The sequence below is a fragment of the Embleya sp. NPDC001921 genome, assembly GCF_053594475.1.
In genome coordinates this window covers 1-20650 of the sequence record NZ_JBSFEO010000045.1, presented here as the reverse complement: position 1 = coordinate 20650, position 20650 = coordinate 1, and the positions used below count along the sequence as shown (strand labels likewise).

Here is a 20650-nt window from a genome sequence, read left to right as displayed (position 1 = left end):
GGCGTTGCCGCGGATAGGTGAGTGCGCGACATCCGGGTGGTATGGGGCCCTCCACATCCGGATCCGGTGACGAGGAGGGCCCATGGCCGACGCTGAGCCGAAGGGCGTCGTGGTCGGCGTGGACGGGTCGGAGCCGGCCCGGCGGGCGCTGGAGTGGGCGATGACCGAGGCCGAGTTGCGCGGGCTGCCGCTGTACGTGGTGACCGCGCAGCCCGCGACGCCCGGATATGTGCTCGCGGCGCCCGACCCGAACTTCCAGGAGGACCTCGAGCGGGTGCTCGCCGAACTGCGGATCCGTACCGAAACCACGTTCGCCGAGGTGAACGGCGAACGCGAGCGGCCGTTCGAGGGGCGTGCGGAGGTCCAGGTGTACTCGGGGACGGCGACCGAGGTGCTGCTCGGGATGTCCGAGCGGCACGAGATGGTCGTGGTGGGCTCGCGCGGTTCCGGCGGATTCTCCCGCCTGTTGCTCGGCTCGGTCAGCACGGCGGTGGTGCACCACGCGGCGTGTCCGGTGCTCGTGGTGCGCGGCTGACCGGAGCGAAGCGGGTGAGCGGCCTCGGGAGAGCGAACCCGGGAGACCGGGCTCGGCTCGGCGCGGCGGAGCTCAGCTCAGGAAAAGGGTGTCCAACTCGTCCTGCGTGAACGGCTTCCCGGGCAGCGGGGACGAGTGTCCCGCGTGCAGGCCGTCGAGCAGGATCTCCAGATAGCGGCCGGCGATGGTCAATCGTTGTGGATGCGGGAGCCCGGACGGGGGCAACAGGCACGACATCATCAGCGAGATGTCGGCGTCCGAGACGTCCGCCCTGAGCAACCCGCCGGCCTTGGCTCGATCGACCAACACGCCTACCGCGTCGTTGAGTTCCGCACGCGAGGAGCTCATCTCCTCGGTCACCGGGACCCGGCCGCTGAGCGCGGGGAACAGTCGCCCGGCACCCGAACCGACCGCGCGACGTAAGTAGCGCGCGAGGGCGGACCACGCGTCCGGCTCCTCGTCCAGCGCGTTGATCGCCTCGGCGGTGAGCCGATTGGTCTCGGCGATCATGATCCGCTGGACCAGCGCCTCCTTGCCGGTGAAGCGGCGGTAGATGGTGCCCACCCCGACTCCGGCGCGGCGGGCTATCTCCTCCATCGGAGCGTCGTAGCCCAGCTCGCCGAACACCTCGCGGGCCGCGCGGAGCACCTGCTCCAGATTGCGCCGGGCGTCGGTGCGCAACTGCGGCGACGGCTCCGCCGGCCTGCTTCGTTGCGGCTTGCGAGCCGGCGGGATCGTCGTCGTGTGCCGACCCCCGATGCCGTCGCCGGTGTCCTGTGTCTTCGTGGTACGCGTACGCGAAGCGCCGCTCATAGCGTCTCCCCCGAAAGGCAAGTGTGTCGATTCCCCCACCAGACCCCGCTTTGCCCAGGGCGTCGAGACTACCCGAACCGACCCCGCCCCAGAAGCGGAATCCGACAGCACGGTTGTGAAGATATCGCTGACCGCTGACGTCTCGTCACCAACCGTGCGGGGCACGCAAACCCGATGAACATCTGTCTGTGGCCGCCGGAAAGGGGCAGAGTGGGACGCATGACGACCTCGACTCGGCCCGAGCGCATCCTGATCGTCGGCGGCGGCTACGTCGGCATGTACACGGCCCTTCGCCTGCAACGGAAACTCAAGGCGGGAGAGGCGACGGTGACCGTCGTCGAACCGCAGTCGTACATGACCTACCAGCCCTTCCTCCCGGAGGCCGCGGCCGGCGCCATCTCGCCGCGGCACGTGGTGGTCCCGCTGCGCTCGGTGCTGCCCAAGTGCCGCATCGTGACCGGGACCGTGGAGCACGTGAACCACGCGAAGCGGACCGCGACCGTCGAACTGCTCGGCGGCGAGACCTACGACACCTCCTACGACCTGCTCGTGGTCGCGCCCGGCTCGGTCGCGCGCACGCTGCCGATACCCGGCCTGGCCGAGTGGGGCATCGGCTTCAAGACCGTCGAGGAGGCCATCGCGCTGCGCAACCACGTGCTCGAACAGATGGACACCGCCTCCTCGACCCGGGATCCCTCGATCCGCGACCACGCGTTGACCTTCGTCTTCGTCGGCGGCGGCTACGCGGGTGTGGAGGCGCTCGCGGAGCTGGAGGACATGGCCCGCTACGCGTGCCGGTACTACGACAACATCACCCCGGCGGACATGCGCTGGATCCTGGTCGAGGCCTCGCCGCGGATCCTGCCCGAGGTGGGCGAGGACATGGGCCGCTACACGGTCGCCGAACTGCGCCGGCGCGGCATCGACGTACGGCTGAACACCCGGCTGGAGTCGGCCCGCGACCGGCACGTGGTGCTCTCGGACGGTACCGAACTCGACGCGAGCACGCTGGTGTGGACGGCGGGCGTCAAGCCCAGCCCGATGCTGATCGCCACCGACCTGCCGCTGGACGACAAGGGCCGGCTCAAGGCGCGCGCGACGCTGGAGGTGGACGGCGTCCCCGGCGTGTGGACGGCGGGCGACTGCGCGGCGGTGCCCGACCTGACCAAGCCGGGCGAGGAGTTCACCGGCCCGAGCGCGCAACACGCGGTGCGTCAGGCGCGTGTGCTCGCCGACAACATCATCGCCACGCTGCGTGCACAACCGCAGCGGCAGTACCGGCACAAGCACGCCGGTTCGGTGGCCTCGCTGGGCCTGCACAAGGGTGTCGCGCAGGTGTACGGGATCAAGACCAAGGGCCTTCCGGCGTGGTTCATGCACCGCACCTACCACCTCAGCCGGGTGCCCACGCTGAACCGCAAGATGCGCATCATGGCCGAATGGACACTGTCCCTGATGTTCCGGCGCGAGATCGTCTCGCTGGGTTCGATCGAACACCCGCGCGCCGAATTCGAGTACGCCACCCGAGGCGACCGCAAGCCCACCGGGTAGGCATGAACGTCCGGCGGGCTCGTAGGCTGCCGTGGTGCCCGAGGGTTGAGTGTCTCGCGACCGGGTCCCGTACATTGCCACAGCGCACTCCTGTGGTACCCCGAACGGGGGCCCGGTCACGGGACGTGATTCCCTCACGGCCGACTTTCGCCCACACTGGTGACGTCACCTGCGGTAAACCTCCATGCGCTTTGCGTGAACGAACTCTCTAGGAAGCGAGCGGTTGAACATCACTCGGTGGGGCGCCCGGCTGGCCGGTGACCGGCGGCGCTCGGTGCCGGCGGCACGCAGCCAGGAATCGAACGACACCTTCCCGTTGCGCGACGTGCTGGCCCACGCGCCCGCGCTGATCGCGGTCACCCGAGGGTCGAACCACGAGCTGTGTTACGTCAACGACGCCTACCGGGCGGTCTTCGGCGCGCGCAGATCGGGGGTTCCGGCCCGGGACGCGTTGCCCGAACTGGCCGAGCACGGGTTGCTGACGCTGATGGATCAGGTCTACCGGACCGGACGCGGGCGGACGGTGCGCGCCCGCCGCGTCGACCATCGCGGCGAGACGTACCCCGGCATGCCGGAGAGCGAGCGCAGGCACGGCTACTACACGTTCGTCTGCACGCCGGTACGACCCGAGGCGGCCGGGCGCGGCGGCGACACGCGGGGCGTGCTGGTCTTCGCGGTCGACGTCACCGACCAGGTGCAGGCCACCGACCGGCTGCGGGAGAGCGAGCGGCGGCACCGGCAGGCCGCGGTCACCCTGCAACGCAGCCTGCTGCCGCAGCGGCTGGAGAACCCCGACGACCTGATCGTGGCCGCGAAGTACCTGCCCGGCGGCACGGACGCCGCGGTGGGCGGTGACTGGTACGACGTGATCACCCTGGGCGCGGGCCGCACCGCGCTGGTGATCGGCGACGTGATGGGCCGGGGCGTGCGCGCCGCGGCGGTGATGGGCCAACTGCGCACGGCGGTGCGGGCGTACGCGCGGTTGGACCTGCCGCCGCACGAGATCCTGCAACTGCTCGACGAGACCGCGATGGAGATCGACGCCACCCAGATCGCCACCTGCGCGTACGCGGTCTACGACCCGGGGGAGGGTGTGCTGACCTATTCGACGGCGGGCCACCTGCCGCCGCTGGTCCGCGACGGCGAGGACGTGATCCACAAGCTCGACGACGCGAACGGGCCTCCGCTGGGCACGGGCGCGAGTTGGCCGCACACCTCCGGCCGGATCACCCTGGATCCGGGCTCGACGGTGGTGCTGTACACCGACGGCCTGGTCGAGCGCCGGGGCGAGGACCTGGACGAGGGCATCGACACGCTGGGCGCCGCGCTGTTGTCGTCGGTGGGCGAACCCGAGGCGGTCCGCGACCACCTGATCGCACACATGCAGCTGCCCGAGGAACACGACGACGACATGGCCATGCTGGTGCTGCAACTGCCGCGTCGGGAAGGTGCCCAGGCCCGGTTGTTCCGGACCGCGTCGCTGGACCTGCTCGGCGGCAGCGAGGTGGCCGCGCGCGGCCGGGCGTTCACGTCGGGCGTGCTGGCGAGTTGGCAGGTCGGCGAGGAACTGCGCGAGTTGGGGGTGCTCGCGGTCAGCGAGTTCGTCGCGAACGCGCTCACTCACGGGGCCGCGCCGATGCGGTTGCGCCTTCGGCGCACCGACAAGCGGTTGATCGTCGAGGTCTCGGACGCGGACGATCACGTGCCGCGGCGGAGGCGGGCCGCGGCCGACGACGAGAGTGGGCGTGGGGTGGCGATCGTGGCGACGATCGCGAAGTCGTGGGGGAGTCGGCTCACGGACGAGGGCAAGACGGTCTGGTGCGAGTTCCCGTTGGGGTGACTGGGGTTTTTGGCCTCATGCGCCGGCCGGGCTGGTTCGCCTCAAGCGCCGGCGGGGCTGGTTCGCCTCATGCGCCGGCCGGGCTGGATTGGTTTTGGCTGACCTTGGGCTTTGGGTTGCTTTGGGGTGGCCTCAGGCGCCGGCCGGGCTGAGGGTGACTTCATGCGCCGGCCGGCTGGGGGTGGGGGTCAGGCGGGGAGGGCCTGGGGGGTGGGGCGGGGGGTGGATTCGGCGATTATTGTGCCGTTTTGGGTGGGGTTCAGGGTGTGGCGCATGCGTAGGGCGAGTGCGGTGATCAGGAGTGAGCAGGCCATCAGGGCGGCCAGGTAGGGACCGTACAGGCCGGCGCCGACCATGACGCCGGCGAAGGCCGGGCCCGCTGCCATGGCGAGTTGCTTCACCAGGGACTGGGCCGCGTTGTACTGGCCGAGCAGGTGCGCGGGTGCCAGGTCCGCGACCATCGGGCCCAGGGTCGGCGCGAGCAGCGACTCGCCCACGCCGAGCAGCGCGAACGTGATGATGATGGTGACCGCCGCCGCGACCTTGTCGCCGTGCACCAGACCGGACACCGCGGTGACGATCCAGGCGAGCAGCCAGACCAGGCCGGTGGCCGCGATCACCGTGCTGCGCCGGCGGCGCTGGGTGATCCGCAGGACGGTGAGCTGACCGAGCACGATCACCGCGGTGTTGGCCGCGAGCGCGACGCCCAGCATGCTCGGCGAGATCCGGCTGACCTCGGTGGCGAACGCGGCCAGGCCCGACTCGAACTGGCCGTAGCAGGTGAAGAAGATGACCGCGCTGACCACGCACAACCGGACCATCGCGCGGTTCCGCAGCAGATGCCGCAAACCCGCGCCCGGCACCGTCCCGGCCGGCGCGGCGGGCACCGCGGGCAGCCGGACCGTGCCGCACACCGCGCCGAGCACCAGGAACATCGCGGTCTCGATGGCGAACAGCAGGGTGAAGCTGGCCGGCCGCGACGGGTCGACGATCAGGCCGCCGATCAGGCCGCCGATGCCCAGGCCCAGGTTGTTGAAGGTGAACTGGAGCGCGAACGCGCGAGCGCGGGTCGGCGCCGTCGTACACCGCACGATCATCGTCGCCAGCGCGGGCTGGATCGCGGCCACGCCGGCCCCGAGCAGCGCGGCGCCCACCATCACCGGCAGCTCGCCGCGGGCCAGACCCAGGGTCAGCGCGCCGAGCGCGGCCACCACCGAGCCGACCGCGACCACCGGGCGGGGGCCGCGCCGGTCGATCGCCGGACCGACCATCGGGAGCGCGCACAGCGCGGCGATGGCGAGCACGCTGAACATCAGGCCGGCCTGACCGGCCGACAGGTCTCGTACCCGCGTCACGTAAACGAACAGGAACGGCACCGTGAAACCGCTGCCGAACGCACTGAGCGCGTTGCCGAGCTGGATCCGACGCAGAGCGCCCTGGGTCGCCATCACACACCTCCCGACTACCGGTCGCGCGAGCCGGCCGCTCCGGCCCGCGGGGGATCGGTCCGCAGACCGGGCTCGGGCGTACGGAGGCGTGCGAGGGCAGCCGAGCCGACCGTCGCCGGCCCGGGGCATGCCCGAGTCCGGCGGCGAGGGACCGCCTGTATCCGCGTCGAGGCGGGTGCGCCGGGGGCGACCGGAGTCCAGGGCACGCCTGGTCCGGGCCCACGCCGGCGTCGCCGCCCTGCCTGATCCGAAGAGTCCGAGTCCTCAAGTCTGAAGACTTCAGAGCTAAACTATACGGATCTATAGCGTTGCCGTCCAACGCCTTGTGTCGCGACAGCCCGGAGACGGCGGTCGAGCGGGTCGAAGATGCGATACTTCCCGGCATGACAGAGGGGGCCGAGCAGGCAACAGCGGACGAAGGCGACATCGAGGAGTACCTCGCCGTCTTCCAGCGCGAGTTCCCCGAGGTGGACCCGCAGGTCGAGACGATCGTGGCGGCGCTCTCCAAGCTCAACCGCCGGATGAACGTCGCGTACGGCCGCCAACTCACCGCACTGGGCATCACCAACGCCGAGTGGGAGGTGCTCAAGGCCCTGGTGCTGGTCGGCCGCCCCTACCGGCTCAGCCCCGGCGACCTGGCCCGCCGGTTGGGCCTGACCCCGGCGGCGATGACCCATCGGCTGGACCGGATGGTCGCCGAGGAACTGGTCACCAGGACCCGGGACGAGCAGAACCGGGTGCGGGTGATCGTCGAACTGACCACGACCGGTCGGGACGTGTGGCTGCGCGTGGTGCGCGAGGCCGCGGTCTTCGAGGCCGGTCTGCTCCAGGACCTGGGTCCGGCCGAGCGGCACGCGCTCGCCGCCGGACTGCGCGGCATGCTGGCGCGGGTCGAGGAATCCCAGCCGGACGCGGGCGGGCGCCTGGACACGGAGTGATCCGGCGGGCTCCGAGTGCTGCCACGCTCGGGTGCGCCGCCACGGCGGGACACCGGACGAGAAGGGGACCGGAAACATGCGAGTGCGCATTCCGAGACAACGCGGCGACATCGAGCGGCTGGACCGACCGCTGCCCGAGGGACTGTCCAGACCGGCGCCGCGCATCCTGCGCGCGCCGCGCCCGAGGGCCCCGCGCCCGGCCGAGGACCCACTGCTCGACTACCGCCTGGTGGTCACCCGCACGCTGATCCGGCACCGGCCCGCCGAGGCCGGCGAGTGTGGCTGCGGCGTGCCCGTACCGTGCCCGGTCCGGGCGCACGCGGCCCGGCTCCTGGAATGGGTCTGACCCGATTCGGATCCGATGCGACCCGCTCTGAAGACTTGTGCGCGAAGCTTCAGGGAAGCGGTTCGCCGGCCCGCCGGAAGCGGGTGATCATCGGTTGGAGCAGCCACACCCACAGAATCAGCGCCGAGAGCGGGATCGCCACGGACAACGCCCAGGAACGGCCGAACAGGTAATCCACGACCAGCAGGATCGCCGAGGTCATGGCCACCGCGAGGGCGACCGCGCCGGCGATCCCGTAGCGGTTCGACCGCCTGAGCAGGACGTCCTTGAGGCCGCCCCGGAACAGCAGTCGATGCTGGACGGCCGGCGCGATGAAGCACACCGAGGACAGCGCGGTCGATATCAACGCCACCAGGAAGACGTCCTTCTGGAACTCGGTCACCCGCGCGAAGCCCTGCGCGAACGGCACCGTCAGCAGGAACGCGTACATGAACTGCACACCCGGGATCGCGATGCGCAGCCCTTGGAGCAACTCGTTCAGTTCGCGGTCCAGTCGTTCCTTCGACGTTTCGTCCATGGTGGGCTGCTGCCCCGAAGAAACGTTTCACACCCTCTCCCGGCACCGCGAAATCACCGGCCCGCGGCGCCGGCGCGGGGTTAGGGTGTCGTCCATGCACCGCGACTGGTCGATCTGCCCGCCGCCCCGCCACTGAGCGGGGTGTCCCCGGGTCCGATCCGGCAGTCCGGGTCGCGGCCCCCGCCCGAGCTGGCCCGAACCGGTGCCGCCCCGCTCCGACGTTGTCCTGTTGGCGTCGAAGTCGGAGCCTTTCCATGTCTGTTCGTACCTTCGTGCACGCTGCCCGGAAGACCCGATCCGGGCTCGATCTGTTCGTCCTCGCCGGAGTCCTGTGGGGCACCGGCGGAATCGCCGGCGCGGTCCTGGCCGGCCGCGCCGGTCTGCACCCGGTCGCCATCGCGGCCTACCGGCTGCTCGCCGGCGGTCTGCTGATCACCGGCTACGCGCTCGCCACGGGGCGGCTGCGGGTACGCCGCCCGAGCCGCGCCGAGTTCGCCCGGATCGCGGGCGCCGGCGCGCTGTTCACGGTGTTCCAGGCCGCCTACTTCGCGGCCGTGGTGGCCGGCTCGGTGAGCCTGGCCACGCTCACCACCATGGTCGCGGTACACCTCATGGTCACCGTCGGCACGGCGGTGCGCGAGCGGCGCCGACCCGGCCGGATCGTGCTCGCGAGCCTCGCCGCCGCCGCGCTGGGTCTGCTCCTGCTGCTCGGCACACCCGCCGGCGGCGCGGGCGGCGCGCTCGCCGGTGCCGGCTTCGCGCTGGTGGCCGCCGGTGGGTTCGCGGTGCTGACCCTGGACTCCCGGCCGGACCTGCCCACCCTCGATCGGGTCGCGGTGACCGGCCTCGGATTCCTGTTCGGGGGTTGTCTGCTGCTGCCCGCGGGGCTGGTGGTCGGGATGACCGTGCCGATGCGCGCCGACGTCCTGGGCGCGGTGGTCTTCCTCGGCGTGCTGCCCACCGGGGCGGCGTACGTGGCCTACTTCACCGCACTCGGCCGCGCGCACCCGGCCGGCGCCGTCGTGGCGGTGCTGCTCGAACCGCTGACCGCGACCGTGCTCTCCGCGCTCCTGCGCGGTGAGCGGCTGGGCCCGGTGCAACTGCTCGGCGGCCTCCTCGTGCTGACCTCGATCGCCGTACACCGACGCGCGGCCGACCGGCCGGCCCGCGACTGAACCCACGCGGCCCCGTCGGCCCTTCGGGCGGAACCATCCCGAACCACCCGCCCCGCGCCCGTATCTCGGCTAGCGTGCCGGCACACGGAGGAGGTGCCATGAACGTGTCCGAGGATGTGTCCGACGGGGCCGCGTATTCACCGTTCGACCCGACCGCGTTGCCGGCCACGGGGGGTTACTACAAGAAGCTCCCGCCCACGCCGTGCACCTACGAGACGGCGCCGTTGCCGGCCGAGGCGGTCGACGGCCACCCGATCGTCTGCAAGAACCGCGCGTGCAAGTACTACCGCAAATCCGACAAAGTGGAATACAAGTCCGGCCCGCGCGCCTACCGCTGCGAAGAATGCATGACCTGGACGGACTGACACCGTCCGCGGAACCGGCGAAAACCCGGCCCGGCCGGCGCTCGCGGCCACCCGCGGCATCGACCACCCGACCGCCGGCCGCATCCATCGGGCCATGCGGCCACGAACATGGTGGGTCGGGCCGATCGTCGGGTGACCGTGCGGCCACGCGGCGACCAGGCCCGGCCACGTTCGGGGGCGTCCTCGCCGAGGACGCAAGCGCATCATTCCCCGTCGGGGAGCCGCTGATTCCGGTTCGGGGCAGATGAATTCGGCGATTGCGCCGCTGTGTTCGCGGCCGAGGCCGCAGGCGCACCCGCGGCCTTCGCCGCCATCCGGCGCAACCACCACCGGAACACGCACCCCGCCGCGATCAGGAGGAGCAACACCACGAGGCCGAAGGACACCCAGAACGCGGTGGGGGTGGGCAACTGCCCCGGCGGGGTGTCCGGCCACGCGCGCGGCAGGTCGTCGGGCGTACCGAGCACCGAGCGCATGGCGAGCGCCGACCGACGGTAGGTGACCCCGTCCGGCCAGTCCTTGCCGCTCGCCAGCGCGGCCAACCCGGTGGAGAGCCAGATCACCGCGGTACCCGCGACCAGCAGCAACAGGCCCGCGATCAGCAGGCCGTCCGGGACGCCACGCGAGGGCGCTCGGCCCGGCGTGGGCAGGCGCGGTTCCGGCGGTTGCCCGGGCGACCCCATCTACGCCGCCGGATCGTCGGCCAACGCCGCCTCGGCGCGCACCCGTTCCTCCACCGCGTCCTCGGTCATCGCGCGGTCGGTGTAGACCATCGGCCGCTCGGTGTCGGTGATCAGGTGCTTGACCACCTGTACGTTGCCGTTGACGTCCCACACCGCGATGCCCGGGGTCAGCGTCGGGATGATCTCCACCGCCCACCGGGGCAGGCCGAGCACCTTCCCGGTCGCGCGCGCCTCGTCCGACTTCTGCATGTACACGGTTCTGGTCGAGGCCATCTTCAGGATCGCCGACGCCTCCTTGGCCGCCGCGCCGTCCACGACGTCGGAGAGGTGGTGCACGACCGCGACGAAGGACAGGCCCAGCCGGCGGCCGAACTTGAGCAGGCGCTGGAAGAGTTGGGCCACGAACGGGCTGTTGATGATGTGCCACGCCTCTTCGACCAGGAAGATGCGCTTGACCCGGTCCGGCCGGATCCAGGTGTGTTCCAGCCACACGCCGACGATCGCCATCAGGATCGGCATCGCGATCGAGTTCCGGTCGATGTGCGACAGGTCGAAGATGATCAGCGGCGAGTCCAGGTCGATGCCGTCCGTGGTCGGCCCCTCGAACATGCCCTTGAGGTCGCCGTCGGTGAGCCGGTCCAGGACCAGCGCGACGTCCAGGCCCCAGACCCGGACGTCCTTGACGTCCAGGCTGAGCAGTTCGCACGACTCGGGCGTCGGATTGCGCAACGCCTCGACGATGTCCGGGAGGATCGGCTGCCGACCGTGCACGGTGCGCATCACGTGCGTGTGCGCGGCCTTGAGCGCGTAGCCGGCGCGCTCCTGGAGCGAGTGGCCCATCGCCACCTCGATGATGGTGCGCAACAGCGCCAGTTGGCCGGTGACGGCGATCGCCGGGTCCAGCGGGTTGAGCCGGACGGCATCGCCGGAGAGGTCGTTGGGGTCCAGCCGGACCGGCTTGACGCCCAGCGCCTCGGCGATCAGGTTCCACTCGCCGACGCCGTCCTCGCCCTGCGCGTCCAGGACCACCACCTGGCGGTCGCGAAAACGTAGCTGGCGCAGCACGTAGGTCTTCTCCAGCGCCGACTTGCCGTTCCCGGACTCGCCCAGGACCAGCCAGTGCGGTGCGGGCAGTTGCTGGCCGTAGAGCTGGAAGGGGTCGTAGATGTAGCCCTTGCCGGAGTACACCTCGCGGCCGATGATCACGCCCGAGTCGCCCAGCCCGGGTGCGGCCGTGGGCAGGTAGACCGCCTGGGCCTGGCCGGTGGACGTGCGCACCGGCAGCCGCTGGGTCTCGTTGCGGCCGAAGATGATGCCGGAGAAGCCCTGGGTCAACGTGGACATCAGACCCGACACGTGATCACCTCATCCCTCCGTCGCGGCCACGGTCGTGGCCGCCGACGCTCACTTGCGAATGCCCGTCGCGAACGGCAGCGTGTTGACGAACGCGCGGTGCTGCTCGCGGTCGCACCACTCCAGCTTGAGGAAGCACTTGCCCGCCGACGCGCGGATCGTGCGCTTGTCCCGGGAGAGTTGGTCGGGATTGCGCGAGGACACCGTGATGTAGCCGACGATGTTCACCCCCGCCGCGCCGCCCGCCAGGTCCTCGCCGCGCTGGTCGACCCGGCCGGTGTGGGCCATGTCGCGCGGGTCGACCACGCGGTTCATCTTGGCCGCGCGGGCCGCGTCCGCGTCGTCGTTGGTCTTCTCGGTGAGCATGCGCTCGATCGCCACGTCGGTGGGTTCCAGGTCCATCGTGACGGCGACGGTGCGGATCACGTCCGGGGTGTGCACCAGGAGCGGGGCCAGGAAGTTGACGCCGACCGGGGTCAGCGGCCACTCCTTGATCCACGCGGTGGCGTGGCACCACGGCTCGGCCGAGTCCGACTCGCGGGTCTTGGCCTCCAGGTAGTTCTGGTGCGTCGCGTCCAGCTCGGCCGGCCACGCGTAGCGCGCCTGCATGCCCTCGAACGCGTCGATCTGGTGCTCGGGGTCGTACATCGAGTGGATCAGCGAGGACAGCCGGGCCTCGTTCAGCGGTTGCCGGACCCGGATGTCCGCCTCGGTCAACCGGGCGCAGACGTCGGTGAGTTCACGGGCCATCACCACGCCGATGCCCTTGTCGCCCTTGCCCATCACGTTCGCCTCGGCGGCCAGCTCCCGGGTGTAGTGCATGCACGCGACCAGGTAGGCCCGGTGCTGCTCGGAGGAGGTGGAGACCATCGACTGGAGCTGCTCGTAGGAGTCCTGGACCCACAGCGGCGCCCTGTGGTCGCCGCGCCGGGCCACGTCCTTGGCGTGCGCGTCCGGGTCGGCAGGCAACGTCCGGGCCAGCACCTGCAACCGGGTGACGAAGCCGTCGCCGTTGGCCACGTGCTTGAGCAGTGTGCCGAACCGCTCGACCAGCGCCTCCTGGTCCTCCGAGTCGCGCAGCCCCACACCCGGGCCCTCGATCTCGATGGCGGCGGTGACCGTGCGCCGTTCCAGGTGCAGCAGCACGGTCAGGTCGTCCGGGCCGAACGGCACACTCGACCAGGTCACCCGGCCGACGCCGGGCGGGGCGCCGACCGCGACACCCTGGCCGGTCAGCTTGGTGCCCGCCTCGGTGACCGCGGACCGGTACTTCGCGCCGCGCTTGAGCGTGCGCTTGTAGGTGCGGTTGATCTCCCACCACTTGTAGAACGTGCGCTTCTTGTACGGCATGTACACGGCGGCGAACGCGAGCAGCGGGAAGCCGACCAGACCCGCGATGCGGATCACCAGGACGGGCACCAACAGGCCCCACATCAGGGCGAGTCCGCCGGCCGCGATGATCAGGAAGATCTCACCCGGCTCGCGGTTCTTGCCGATGACGGCGGTGGGTTTGGCCTTGCCGATCAGGAAGGTCCGCCGTCGGGCGACCGGTTGCGTAGTCATTTACTCTTTACCGTTCCTCGCGTGAGGCGTTGCCGCGGGGTTGGCCGGAGGCGTCGGTGCCGGAGTCGGGGTGCCGCCCGATCCGCCGCCCCTGGTGCCATGGGCCGCAATGCCCGACGATACGGCGTTCGCGGTCACCGGGGCAGAGCCGGAACCGGTCGATCCCCGCGAGGCGTGCGCCTGGATGCCCTGCTTCACGTACGTGGCAGGGCCGTTGACCATGGACGCCGGACCCGCCGACTGCATCGCCTTGCGGCTGCTGTGCAGCGAGGCCATGTCGTCGCCGATGCTGGGGACGAAACGGTAGATGAGCACGCTCGCGAAGATGGACAGGAACAGGATCGCCAGGCCCGAGAGCACCGACGAGAACGCGTCGTCCTTGCCGCCGGCGGTGACCGCCGTGGCCAGTCCGAGCACGATCACGATCACCGGTTTGGCGAGCAGTACCGCGATCATGATCCCGGCCCAGCGCCGGACGTGGTGCCACATCGCCTTGTCCACCAGGCCGGAGTACACCGCGGTGCCCAGGATCGCGCCGACGTACAACATCGCGGCGCGGACCAGGAGCTCGACCCACAACACGGCCGCGGCGGCCATCGAGAGCAGGGACACGAAGATGAGCATCACCGGCCCGCCGCCGAGGTCGCTCGCGGGATCGAGCGCCTTGGAGAAGCCGCCGAGGAACTTGTTGGTGTCCTGTTGGGTGCCGGTGGCGATGGCCGCGGTGACCGCGTCGGTCATCGACACGGCCAAATACAGCATCAGCGGCGTGAACGCGGACGCGATCACCGCGAGCCACAGGTAGCCGACCGCCTCGCTGATCGCGGTGCCGATCGGGACCCCGCGCACGGCGCGCTTGGCGACCGCGAGTATCCACAGGATCAGCGTGAGGAATGTGGACGCGGCGAACACCACCGCGTACTGGCGCAGGAAGCCGGGGTTGGTGAAGTCCACCTGCGTGGTGTCGTTGACCGCGCCCGCGAGCTTGTCGATGATCCAGGTGGCCGCGTCGGCGCAGCCCTTGGCGATCGAGCCGAGCGGGTCGGTGACGGTGCCCAGCGGGCCGGTGCCCGGTGCGCTGGGGCCGCCGTTGTTGCAGATGTCCTTGGCGGGGCCGGTGAGCAGGTCGCACTCGGGCTTGCTCGCGGGTGCGCTGGGAGCGGGTGTGCCGCCGGGCGGTGTGGTGGCGCCGGGGGTGGGCTCGGCCCGCGCGCGGCCGGCGCCGAGCACGACGACGGTCCAGGCCGCGGTCAGTGTCCCGCCGAGGGTCAGGAATCGGTTGCGAGGGCTGCGGCGTTCCCGGTCAGCGTGCATGGCGCAATTCCCCGAACTCCCCGTCGGCCTTGGCGATGTCGTTGGCGCTGGACGGATCCTGGAGCCCGGAGACCGGAGTCGGGCCCTCCTTCTGACTGAACTCGACCAGCTTCCAGTCGCCGTTCACCCACGACAACTTCATCGTGGTGGTGTTCCACGCCTCGGCCACCGGCTTGGTGGAGCCGGGTCCGGCGAGGCCCACCACGCCGACGCTCCAGACCTCGACGGTCGCCGAAGCGGCACCGAAGACAACGGACTTGGTGCCCATCGGGACGGCCCGACAAACGAAGGTCTGCCCCTTGGGCGGTGAGCCGTCCGGTTGCAGGCCGAATGTCGTGGTCTGCGCGCGGTACGTCTGGTCGGCGCGCGCGAGCAGACCGTCCCGGACCGCCGGGTCGGTGACCGTGGTGATGATCGCGGTGCGCGGCTGGGCCCGGAACATCCGATCAGAGCCGAAGGCGACGACGAAGTTGGCCGCGGCGGACTGGGCGCCCTCCGCGGTCTGCGGGTAGCCGACCGGCACGCCCGACTCGACGCGTTCGGGCAACTGCGCGGCGGACAGCGGCGGTCCGCTCGACGCCTCGGGCGCGGCGGAGGTCTTCGCGGCGTCCCCGGTGGCGGAGCCGTCGTCCTCGTCCGAGCGGTTCGCGGCGAACAACAGGGAAACGATCACCACGGCGACCACCACGACCACACCGATCCCGGACAGTATGGGATTGCGCCTGGGCTCCGGACCCTCCGGTGAGGAGGTGGGTCTGGGCAGCCGGGTACGCGTGACGGGTTCCTCGTCGCTCATGGCCTGTCCCCCTTACCGCGGCAGGCCGGAAGATACGGACGACCCGCGCGCACAACACTGTCCCCGGCGGCGGAGCGCCGCCGGGTTCGGTTGCAGCCGGAACGATCTTCCCAGACGGGAACTCATTCCGGTGGCACCGCGCTGTTGCGTGAACACAGGCTCGATTGTCCGGTAAAGGAACCGGAATTGCTGCTTTGCCTCGAATGCGGAATGGGGCATTCCGGTTTCGGGGCGCACGGCACACCGAAGTGCGCCGCGCCCGGGATAAAACACCACGGGATTCGCCACCTTGGGACGGCAGGGTGCGAATCGGTCTAGATCGCCATTCCGTACACGATCGTGAACAGCGTCCCGAGCGATCCGATGATGAAGACACCGGTCAGGCCGGCGATGATGAGGCCCTTGCCCTGCTCCGCGCTGAACGTGTCGCGCATCGCGGTGGCACCTATGCGCTGCTTCGCCGCACCCCAGATGGCCAGGGCCAGACACAGCAGCAGCGCGACGGCCATGATCACCTCGACCATGATCCGGGCTTCCGCCCCCAGCTTCGCGAACGGGCCCCAGTCCGGAGCTATCCCGCCGATGATCGTATTGATGTCGCCATTGCCTTCGCCAAGAAACACGTTGTTCACCGCCCCCGAGGTCGGGCTTTTGGTTGCCTCCGGTCGCATTCGACCGGAGGAGTGGTCGTTCGTTTATTGTGCTGTGGGGAAGCCGATCGGGCTACCACCTCGGCAAGTGTGTCTGCTCACTGTGTGTATCACGGGTGATTGCGCTGAGCAATCGTGGCACGCACAATGTGGACGGAGAGTCCGTCGCGGCCCGTCCCGGCTGCGGAGAATCGGGGGTGCCCGCCATGCGCAAAGCCTGGGTCGCCGGTGGCATCGCGTTCGCGATTCCCTTCGGTCTGGTCGGTCTTCTCACTGTAGGCGTCGGCGCGATGCAATCCGCGTCCGGTACGCAGACCGGCGCGGGTGGCACGATGGCGCTGGCTCCCGGCACGGTGCCCGCCGCGTACGCGGCGGCGATCGACAAGTGGGGGCGGCTCTGCCCGGAGATCTCGCCGGCGCTGCTCGCCGCGCAGCTCTACCAGGAGAGCGGCTTCGACCCGAACGCGGTGAGCAACGTGGGCGCCCAGGGCATCGCCCAGTTCATGCCCACGACCTGGCCGGAGTGGGCCACCGACGGCAACGGGGACGGCAAGTCGAGCCCGTGGGATCCCGCCGACGCCATCCCGGCCGCGGCGCGCTACGACTGCTCGTTGGCCAAATATGTCGCCTCGGTGCCCGGCGACCGCACCAACAACATGCTCGCCGCGTACAACGCGGGCGCGTACCGGGTGATGCAGTACAAGGGCATCCCGCCCTACACCCAGACCCAGGACTACGTGAAGTCGATCCGCTCGCTGGAGCAGAGCTTCGGCGTGGTGCAGGCCCCGCTCCAGCCGATGGCGCAGGCGGCGGGCGCGGTCAACTGGGCGCAGACCAAGCTCGGTACCCCCTACCTGTGGGGCGGTGAGGGCACCGCGGCCGACGGCGGCCGGTTCGACTGCTCGGGGCTGACCCAGGCCGCCTACGAGACGGTGAACATCAAACTGCCCCGGGTGGCCAACGACCAGTGGAACGCCGGCCGGCACCCCTCGCGCGACCAACTCCTGCCCGGCGACCTGGTGTTCTTCGCCACCGACCTGAGCGACCCGCGCAGCATCCACCACGTCGGGATCTACGTGGGCAACGGCCAGATGATCCACGCTCCGTACACCGGCACGGTGATCAAGTTCGGCCCGATCGACAAGCCGGACTACATCGGCGCGACCCGGGTCACGCCCGAGGGCGCGAAGTCGCTGCCGGACCGCAGCCCCGGCTCGGCGAACAACGACTCGGGCGCGGGCAGTCCGGCGGCCGACCCGGGCCGCTCCACCGCGTCGGGCGGCAACGTCCCGGCCCGACTCCCGGCCGCGGCCGAGCCGCGCGGCGCCGGTGCGGGTGACGCGCGGGCGCGCTGACCGCCGGGCGCCACGCGATCCCCGCCGGCCGATCGGGCCGTGCCGGGTGCGGGCGGTCGCCGGCGACCGGCGATGATGAGGCCGGTTCGCCCGCGACGGCAGAAAGGGACCGGCCGAGATGGCGATGATCCCCGGCACCGGCAGATTCACCGCGGTGGTCGGCGTCCTGGCGCTGGGCTTCGCGCTCGGGGTGGTGAAGCTGACCGGCCCGTACGGTTCGCCTCCCTACCACGCGCCGACCCGACCGATCGGCATCGAGACCCTGACGCCGCGGGCCGGCACGACCGGTGCGGTGATGCAGGTGGTCGCGCACCAGGACGACGACCTCTACTTCATGAACCCCGACGTGGACCGCGCGGTGCGGGCGGGCACGGAAAGCGTCACGGTCTTCCTCACCGCGGGCGAGGCGGACGGGCGCAACGGCCCCGGCGGACGGCCCGATCCCCAGGCGTACGCCGCCGCGCGCAACAACGGCTCACGCGCCGCGTACGCGTTCATGGCGCTCGGGGATCGCGCGGCGCGCTGGGAGCGGCACAGCGTACGACTGCGCGACGGCGCGCACGCCGAACTCGACCGACTCGTGGACGCCCCGAACATCAAGCTGGTGTTCCTCAACACCCGCAAGGAGGAGGGCATCGGCGCGCACGGGCGGCTGCGCACGTTGTGGAACGGCTCGGAACGCGAACTGGACACGCTGGCCCCGCGGGACGAGCCGGCGGGCGGGCCCTACACGTACACCAGGGACGGCCTGATCGACTCGCTCGCGGACCTGATGCGGGCCCAGACGCCGACCGTGGTGCGCACGCTCGACCCGGAGCCCGACCGGCAGCGACACGATGGCGCGCACCCCGTACACGCCGACAACGGCGGTGTCTCGGACCACCAGGACCACACCGCCGCCGCGCGGTTCACGTGGGAGGCGCTGCGCCGGTACAACGCCGATCGACCGGCCGCGAATGCCGCCGCGATCGCCTACCGGGGCTACTACAACGAGCGTTGGCCGCACAATCTGGCGCCGGCGGCGCGCGAGCGCAAGGACGAGATCAACCGGGTGTACGGCTGGACGGACCGGGTGCGGCACTGCCCGGGGCGGGTGGACTGCGGCGACCTCAAGGTGCGGGACACCGCGCCTTCGACCAACTGGCCGCAGAGCACCACCTATCGCTATCCGGACGCGGGGGTGCGCCCGGTGCTCGGCGCGGACGGCCGGCTCACCGCGTGGGCCGTGCTCGGCGGGCGGATCACCCGGTGGACCCAGGAGGCCGTCGGCGGCCCGAACTGGTCCCCGGCGCACTCGATGCCCGGCCCCGGCGACGGCGAGCTCGCCCCGGGGCTCGCCGCGGCGCGCACGGCGGACGGCCGGATCGCGGTGTTCGCGCTGCGCATCGGCGGCGCCCGACGGGCCGATCGGGACCGGTTCGAGATCCTCACGGCGACCGAGACGACGCCCGGCGGCGAACTGGGGCCGTGGCGCGGCCTGGGCAACCCCGACGGCGCCGGACGCGGTCCGGGCACACCGGTGGTCGGGATGGACGGCGCGGGCGGGCTGTACCTGTTCGTGCGCGACCGGGACAAGGGGATCAGCGGCCGTCATCGGCCCACCGGGAGCGACACGTGGTCGCCGTGGCGGGACCTGGGCGGCGGCGAGATCGTCGAGGGGCCCGGCGCGGTGACCCGCCCGGACGGCCGGGTCGTGGTCTTCGGCACGGCGCGCGAGGGCATTCGCTACTGGGAACCGGTCGGCGAGCGGTCGGGTCCGCCGCGCACGATTCCGGCCGAGCGACCGGCGGGTCCGCCCGCCGTGTCGGTGGGCGCGGACGGCCGGGTGGGCGTCGCCTACCGGCGGGCCGGCACGCCGGAGATCGCGAGCGTGGTCGAGGCCGGGCCGAGCGGGTGGGCGCCGGCCGGCTCGGGCACCGCGGGCGCGGGCTACGAGAGGTTGAGCCGAGTGCCCCGACCGGACGGCACGACGGCGACGCTGACCCGGGACGCCGACGGCCGGCCGATCGTGCTCGGCGCGGCCGGCCCGCCGGTCGTGCTCGACGAACGCGCGGTCGCGGTCGATCCCACCGGTGCGCCGGACGGCGCCGGCCACGCGGTGGCCCTGTGGCTGGGGGCGGACGGCGCGCTGCGCACCGCGCGGCTGCCCTGACGGCACCGTCCGCACACGCGCACCGGTCCGGGACATGCGCCGCTCCGGACAGGCAAACCGTCCGCACACGCAAACCTCGGGACACGCGCACCGGTCCGGCACGCGCACCGGTCCGGACACGCAATCCGTCCGCACACGCGAACCCCCGCACACGCGAACGGCGGGCGCTCCCGGGAGGGAACGCCCGCCGTTCGGCGCAGCGGGTGACTCGGTGCAGCGGTGGAGCAGGTGACTCAGACGCTGACGCCGTGGCTGCGCAGCCACGTCATCGGGTTGACCGCGGAGCCGTAGTTCGGCGTGGTGCGGACCTCGAAGTGCAGGTGCGGGCCGGTGACGTTGCCGGTCGCGCCGGAGAGCGCGATCTTCTGGCCGGTCTGCACCTTCATCCCGGCCTTGACCGAGATCGAGGACAGGTGGGCGTACTGGGTGTACTTGCCGTCCGCGTGCCGGATGACGACCTCGTTGCCGTACGCGCCGCCCCAACCGGCCGACACGACGGTGCCCGAGGTGACCGCGCGCACCGTGGTGCCGGTCGAGACCGCGAAGTCCTGGCCGGTGTGGCTGCCGCTGGACCAGCGCGAGCCGCCGGAGCCGAAGCTCGCGGTGAGCGTGGCACCGGAGACCGGGGCGACGTACGAGCCGGAGGCGGTCGTCGTCGTTTCGGTCTTGGCGGCCTCGGTCTTGGTGCTCGCGGCCTTCGGAGCCGGCTTGCTCTCCGTCTTGGCCTTCGGGGTCTCGGCCTTGGGCGCCTCGGTCTTCGGCGTCTCGGCCTTCTGCACCTCGACCTTGGGCTGGGCGGCCTCGGTCTTGGTGGTGGTCGGCGCGGCCTTGCCGTCGACCGTGAGCTTTTGACCCGGGAAGATCAGGTCGGGGTTCTCGCCGACGACGGACTTGTTGGCCTCGAACAGCTGCGGCCAACCGCCGGGCACGTGCGCGGCGTTCGCGATCTTGGAGAGCGTGTCGCCGGTGACCACGACATAGGACGAGGTCGCGGCGGCCGGCTCGGTCTTCGGCGTCTCGGTCTTGGGCGCCTCGGTCTTCGGGGCCTCGGCCTTGGGGGCCTCGGTCTTCGGAGCCTCGGTCTTGACCTCGATCTTCGGCGCGGCTTCCGTCTTCTTCGGGGCCGGCTTGGCGGTCTCGGTCTTGGTCTCGGTCTTGGGAGCGGTCTTGCCGGCCGAGGAGCCGGTGTCGACGTCGGCGGCGGCGCCGCCTCGGGTCAGGCCCGCCTTGACCGAGCACACCGGCCAGGCGCCGGG

19 protein-coding genes are annotated in these 20650 nt (G+C 71.3%); 9 read left to right on the top strand and 10 right to left on the bottom strand.

Going from position 1 to position 20650, the window contains the following annotated elements:
* Nucleotides 1–82: 82 nt before the first annotated feature.
* Entirely contained in the window at nt 83–535 is a 453-nt protein-coding gene (locus ACWCPW_RS39015) for a universal stress protein (RefSeq protein ID WP_449766338.1), read from the top strand.
* A 72-nt stretch (nt 536–607) separates the two neighbouring features.
* On the opposite strand, the gene ACWCPW_RS39010 is transcribed toward ACWCPW_RS39015, so the two are convergent.
* On the bottom strand, nt 608–1348 hold the full coding sequence (locus tag ACWCPW_RS39010) for a TetR/AcrR family transcriptional regulator (protein ID WP_395864490.1): 741 nt from the start codon (nt 1346–1348) through the stop codon (nt 608–610).
* A 219-nt stretch (nt 1349–1567) separates the two neighbouring features.
* Here ACWCPW_RS39010 and ACWCPW_RS39005 point away from each other — a divergent pair, with 219 nt between their 5' ends.
* Nucleotides 1568–2899 carry an NAD(P)/FAD-dependent oxidoreductase gene (locus tag ACWCPW_RS39005; RefSeq protein WP_449766337.1) on the top strand — a complete coding sequence of 444 codons (1332 nt, stop codon included), beginning with the start codon at nt 1568–1570 and terminating at the stop codon, nt 2897–2899.
* Between the two features lie 223 nt (nt 2900–3122).
* On the top strand, nt 3123–4739 hold the full coding sequence (locus tag ACWCPW_RS39000) for a SpoIIE family protein phosphatase (RefSeq protein WP_449766336.1): 1617 nt from the start codon (nt 3123–3125) through the stop codon (nt 4737–4739).
* A 188-nt stretch (nt 4740–4927) separates the two neighbouring features.
* On the opposite strand, the gene ACWCPW_RS38995 is transcribed toward ACWCPW_RS39000, so the two are convergent.
* A complete protein-coding gene (locus ACWCPW_RS38995) occupies nt 4928–6187 on the bottom strand; it encodes an MFS transporter (protein WP_449766335.1) in 1260 nt (419 codons plus the stop codon).
* A gap of 383 nt (nt 6188–6570) precedes the next feature.
* Between ACWCPW_RS38995 and ACWCPW_RS38990 the strand changes: the two genes are divergently transcribed.
* Complete coding sequence (locus ACWCPW_RS38990; protein ID WP_406297865.1) at nt 6571–7125, top strand: MarR family winged helix-turn-helix transcriptional regulator; 555 nt, start codon at nt 6571–6573, stop codon at nt 7123–7125.
* A 76-nt stretch (nt 7126–7201) separates the two neighbouring features.
* Complete coding sequence (locus ACWCPW_RS38985; protein WP_395864481.1) at nt 7202–7471, top strand: hypothetical protein; 270 nt, start codon at nt 7202–7204, stop codon at nt 7469–7471.
* Nucleotides 7472–7520: 49 nt separating this feature from the next.
* Here ACWCPW_RS38985 and ACWCPW_RS38980 read toward each other — a convergent pair whose 3' ends face one another.
* The gene (locus ACWCPW_RS38980; RefSeq protein WP_449766334.1) at nt 7521–7988 is read right to left on the bottom strand and encodes a DUF6328 family protein; all 468 of its coding nucleotides are present in this window, start codon (nt 7986–7988) and stop codon (nt 7521–7523) included.
* A gap of 254 nt (nt 7989–8242) precedes the next feature.
* On the opposite strand from ACWCPW_RS38980, the gene ACWCPW_RS38975 reads away from it, so the two are divergent.
* Together ACWCPW_RS38975 and ACWCPW_RS38970 are read left to right on the top strand one after the other, a co-directional pair.
* Nucleotides 8243–9163, top strand: a complete 921-nt coding sequence (locus ACWCPW_RS38975; RefSeq protein ID WP_449766333.1) for a DMT family transporter — start codon at nt 8243–8245, stop codon at nt 9161–9163.
* 98 nt (nt 9164–9261) lie between these two features.
* Nucleotides 9262–9528 carry a hypothetical protein gene (locus tag ACWCPW_RS38970; protein WP_449766332.1) on the top strand — a complete coding sequence of 89 codons (267 nt, stop codon included), beginning with the start codon at nt 9262–9264 and terminating at the stop codon, nt 9526–9528.
* Nucleotides 9529–9731: 203 nt separating this feature from the next.
* On the opposite strand, the gene ACWCPW_RS38965 is transcribed toward ACWCPW_RS38970, so the two are convergent.
* The 6 genes from ACWCPW_RS38965 to ACWCPW_RS38940 all read right to left on the bottom strand — a co-directional run bounded on the left by ACWCPW_RS38965 (nt 9732) and on the right by ACWCPW_RS38940 (nt 15860).
* Nucleotides 9732–10211, bottom strand: a complete 480-nt coding sequence (locus tag ACWCPW_RS38965) for a hypothetical protein (RefSeq protein ID WP_449766331.1) — start codon at nt 10209–10211, stop codon at nt 9732–9734.
* On the bottom strand, nt 10212–11555 hold the full coding sequence (locus ACWCPW_RS38960) for an ATP-binding protein (protein ID WP_406300305.1): 1344 nt from the start codon (nt 11553–11555) through the stop codon (nt 10212–10214).
* Between the two features lie 60 nt (nt 11556–11615).
* Nucleotides 11616–13127 (bottom strand): SCO6880 family protein, encoded by a 1512-nt coding sequence (locus tag ACWCPW_RS38955; protein ID WP_449766330.1) that lies wholly within the window; start codon nt 13125–13127, stop codon nt 11616–11618.
* Nucleotides 13128–14441, bottom strand: a complete 1314-nt coding sequence (locus ACWCPW_RS38950) for a hypothetical protein (RefSeq protein WP_449766329.1) — start codon at nt 14439–14441, stop codon at nt 13128–13130.
* A complete protein-coding gene (locus ACWCPW_RS38945; protein ID WP_449766328.1) occupies nt 14431–15237 on the bottom strand; it encodes a hypothetical protein in 807 nt (268 codons plus the stop codon). Before ACWCPW_RS38945 ends, ACWCPW_RS38950 begins: the two co-directional genes overlap by 11 nt.
* Nucleotides 15238–15551: 314 nt before the next feature.
* The gene (locus tag ACWCPW_RS38940; RefSeq protein WP_395864725.1) at nt 15552–15860 is read right to left on the bottom strand and encodes a hypothetical protein; all 309 of its coding nucleotides are present in this window, start codon (nt 15858–15860) and stop codon (nt 15552–15554) included.
* A 233-nt stretch (nt 15861–16093) separates the two neighbouring features.
* Between ACWCPW_RS38940 and ACWCPW_RS38935 the strand changes: the two genes are divergently transcribed.
* Nucleotides 16094–17242 carry an NlpC/P60 family protein gene (locus ACWCPW_RS38935; RefSeq protein WP_449766327.1) on the top strand — a complete coding sequence of 383 codons (1149 nt, stop codon included), beginning with the start codon at nt 16094–16096 and terminating at the stop codon, nt 17240–17242.
* Nucleotides 17243–17360: 118 nt separating this feature from the next.
* Nucleotides 17361–19394: a PIG-L family deacetylase gene (locus ACWCPW_RS38930; RefSeq protein WP_449766326.1), complete on the top strand. Its 2034-nt coding sequence runs from the start codon at nt 17361–17363 to the stop codon at nt 19392–19394.
* 233 nt (nt 19395–19627) lie between these two features.
* Here the strand turns inward: ACWCPW_RS38930 and ACWCPW_RS38925 are convergent.
* A partial coding sequence (locus tag ACWCPW_RS38925) for a M23 family metallopeptidase (RefSeq protein WP_449766325.1) occupies nt 19628–20650 on the bottom strand: 1023 nt, incomplete at its 5' end.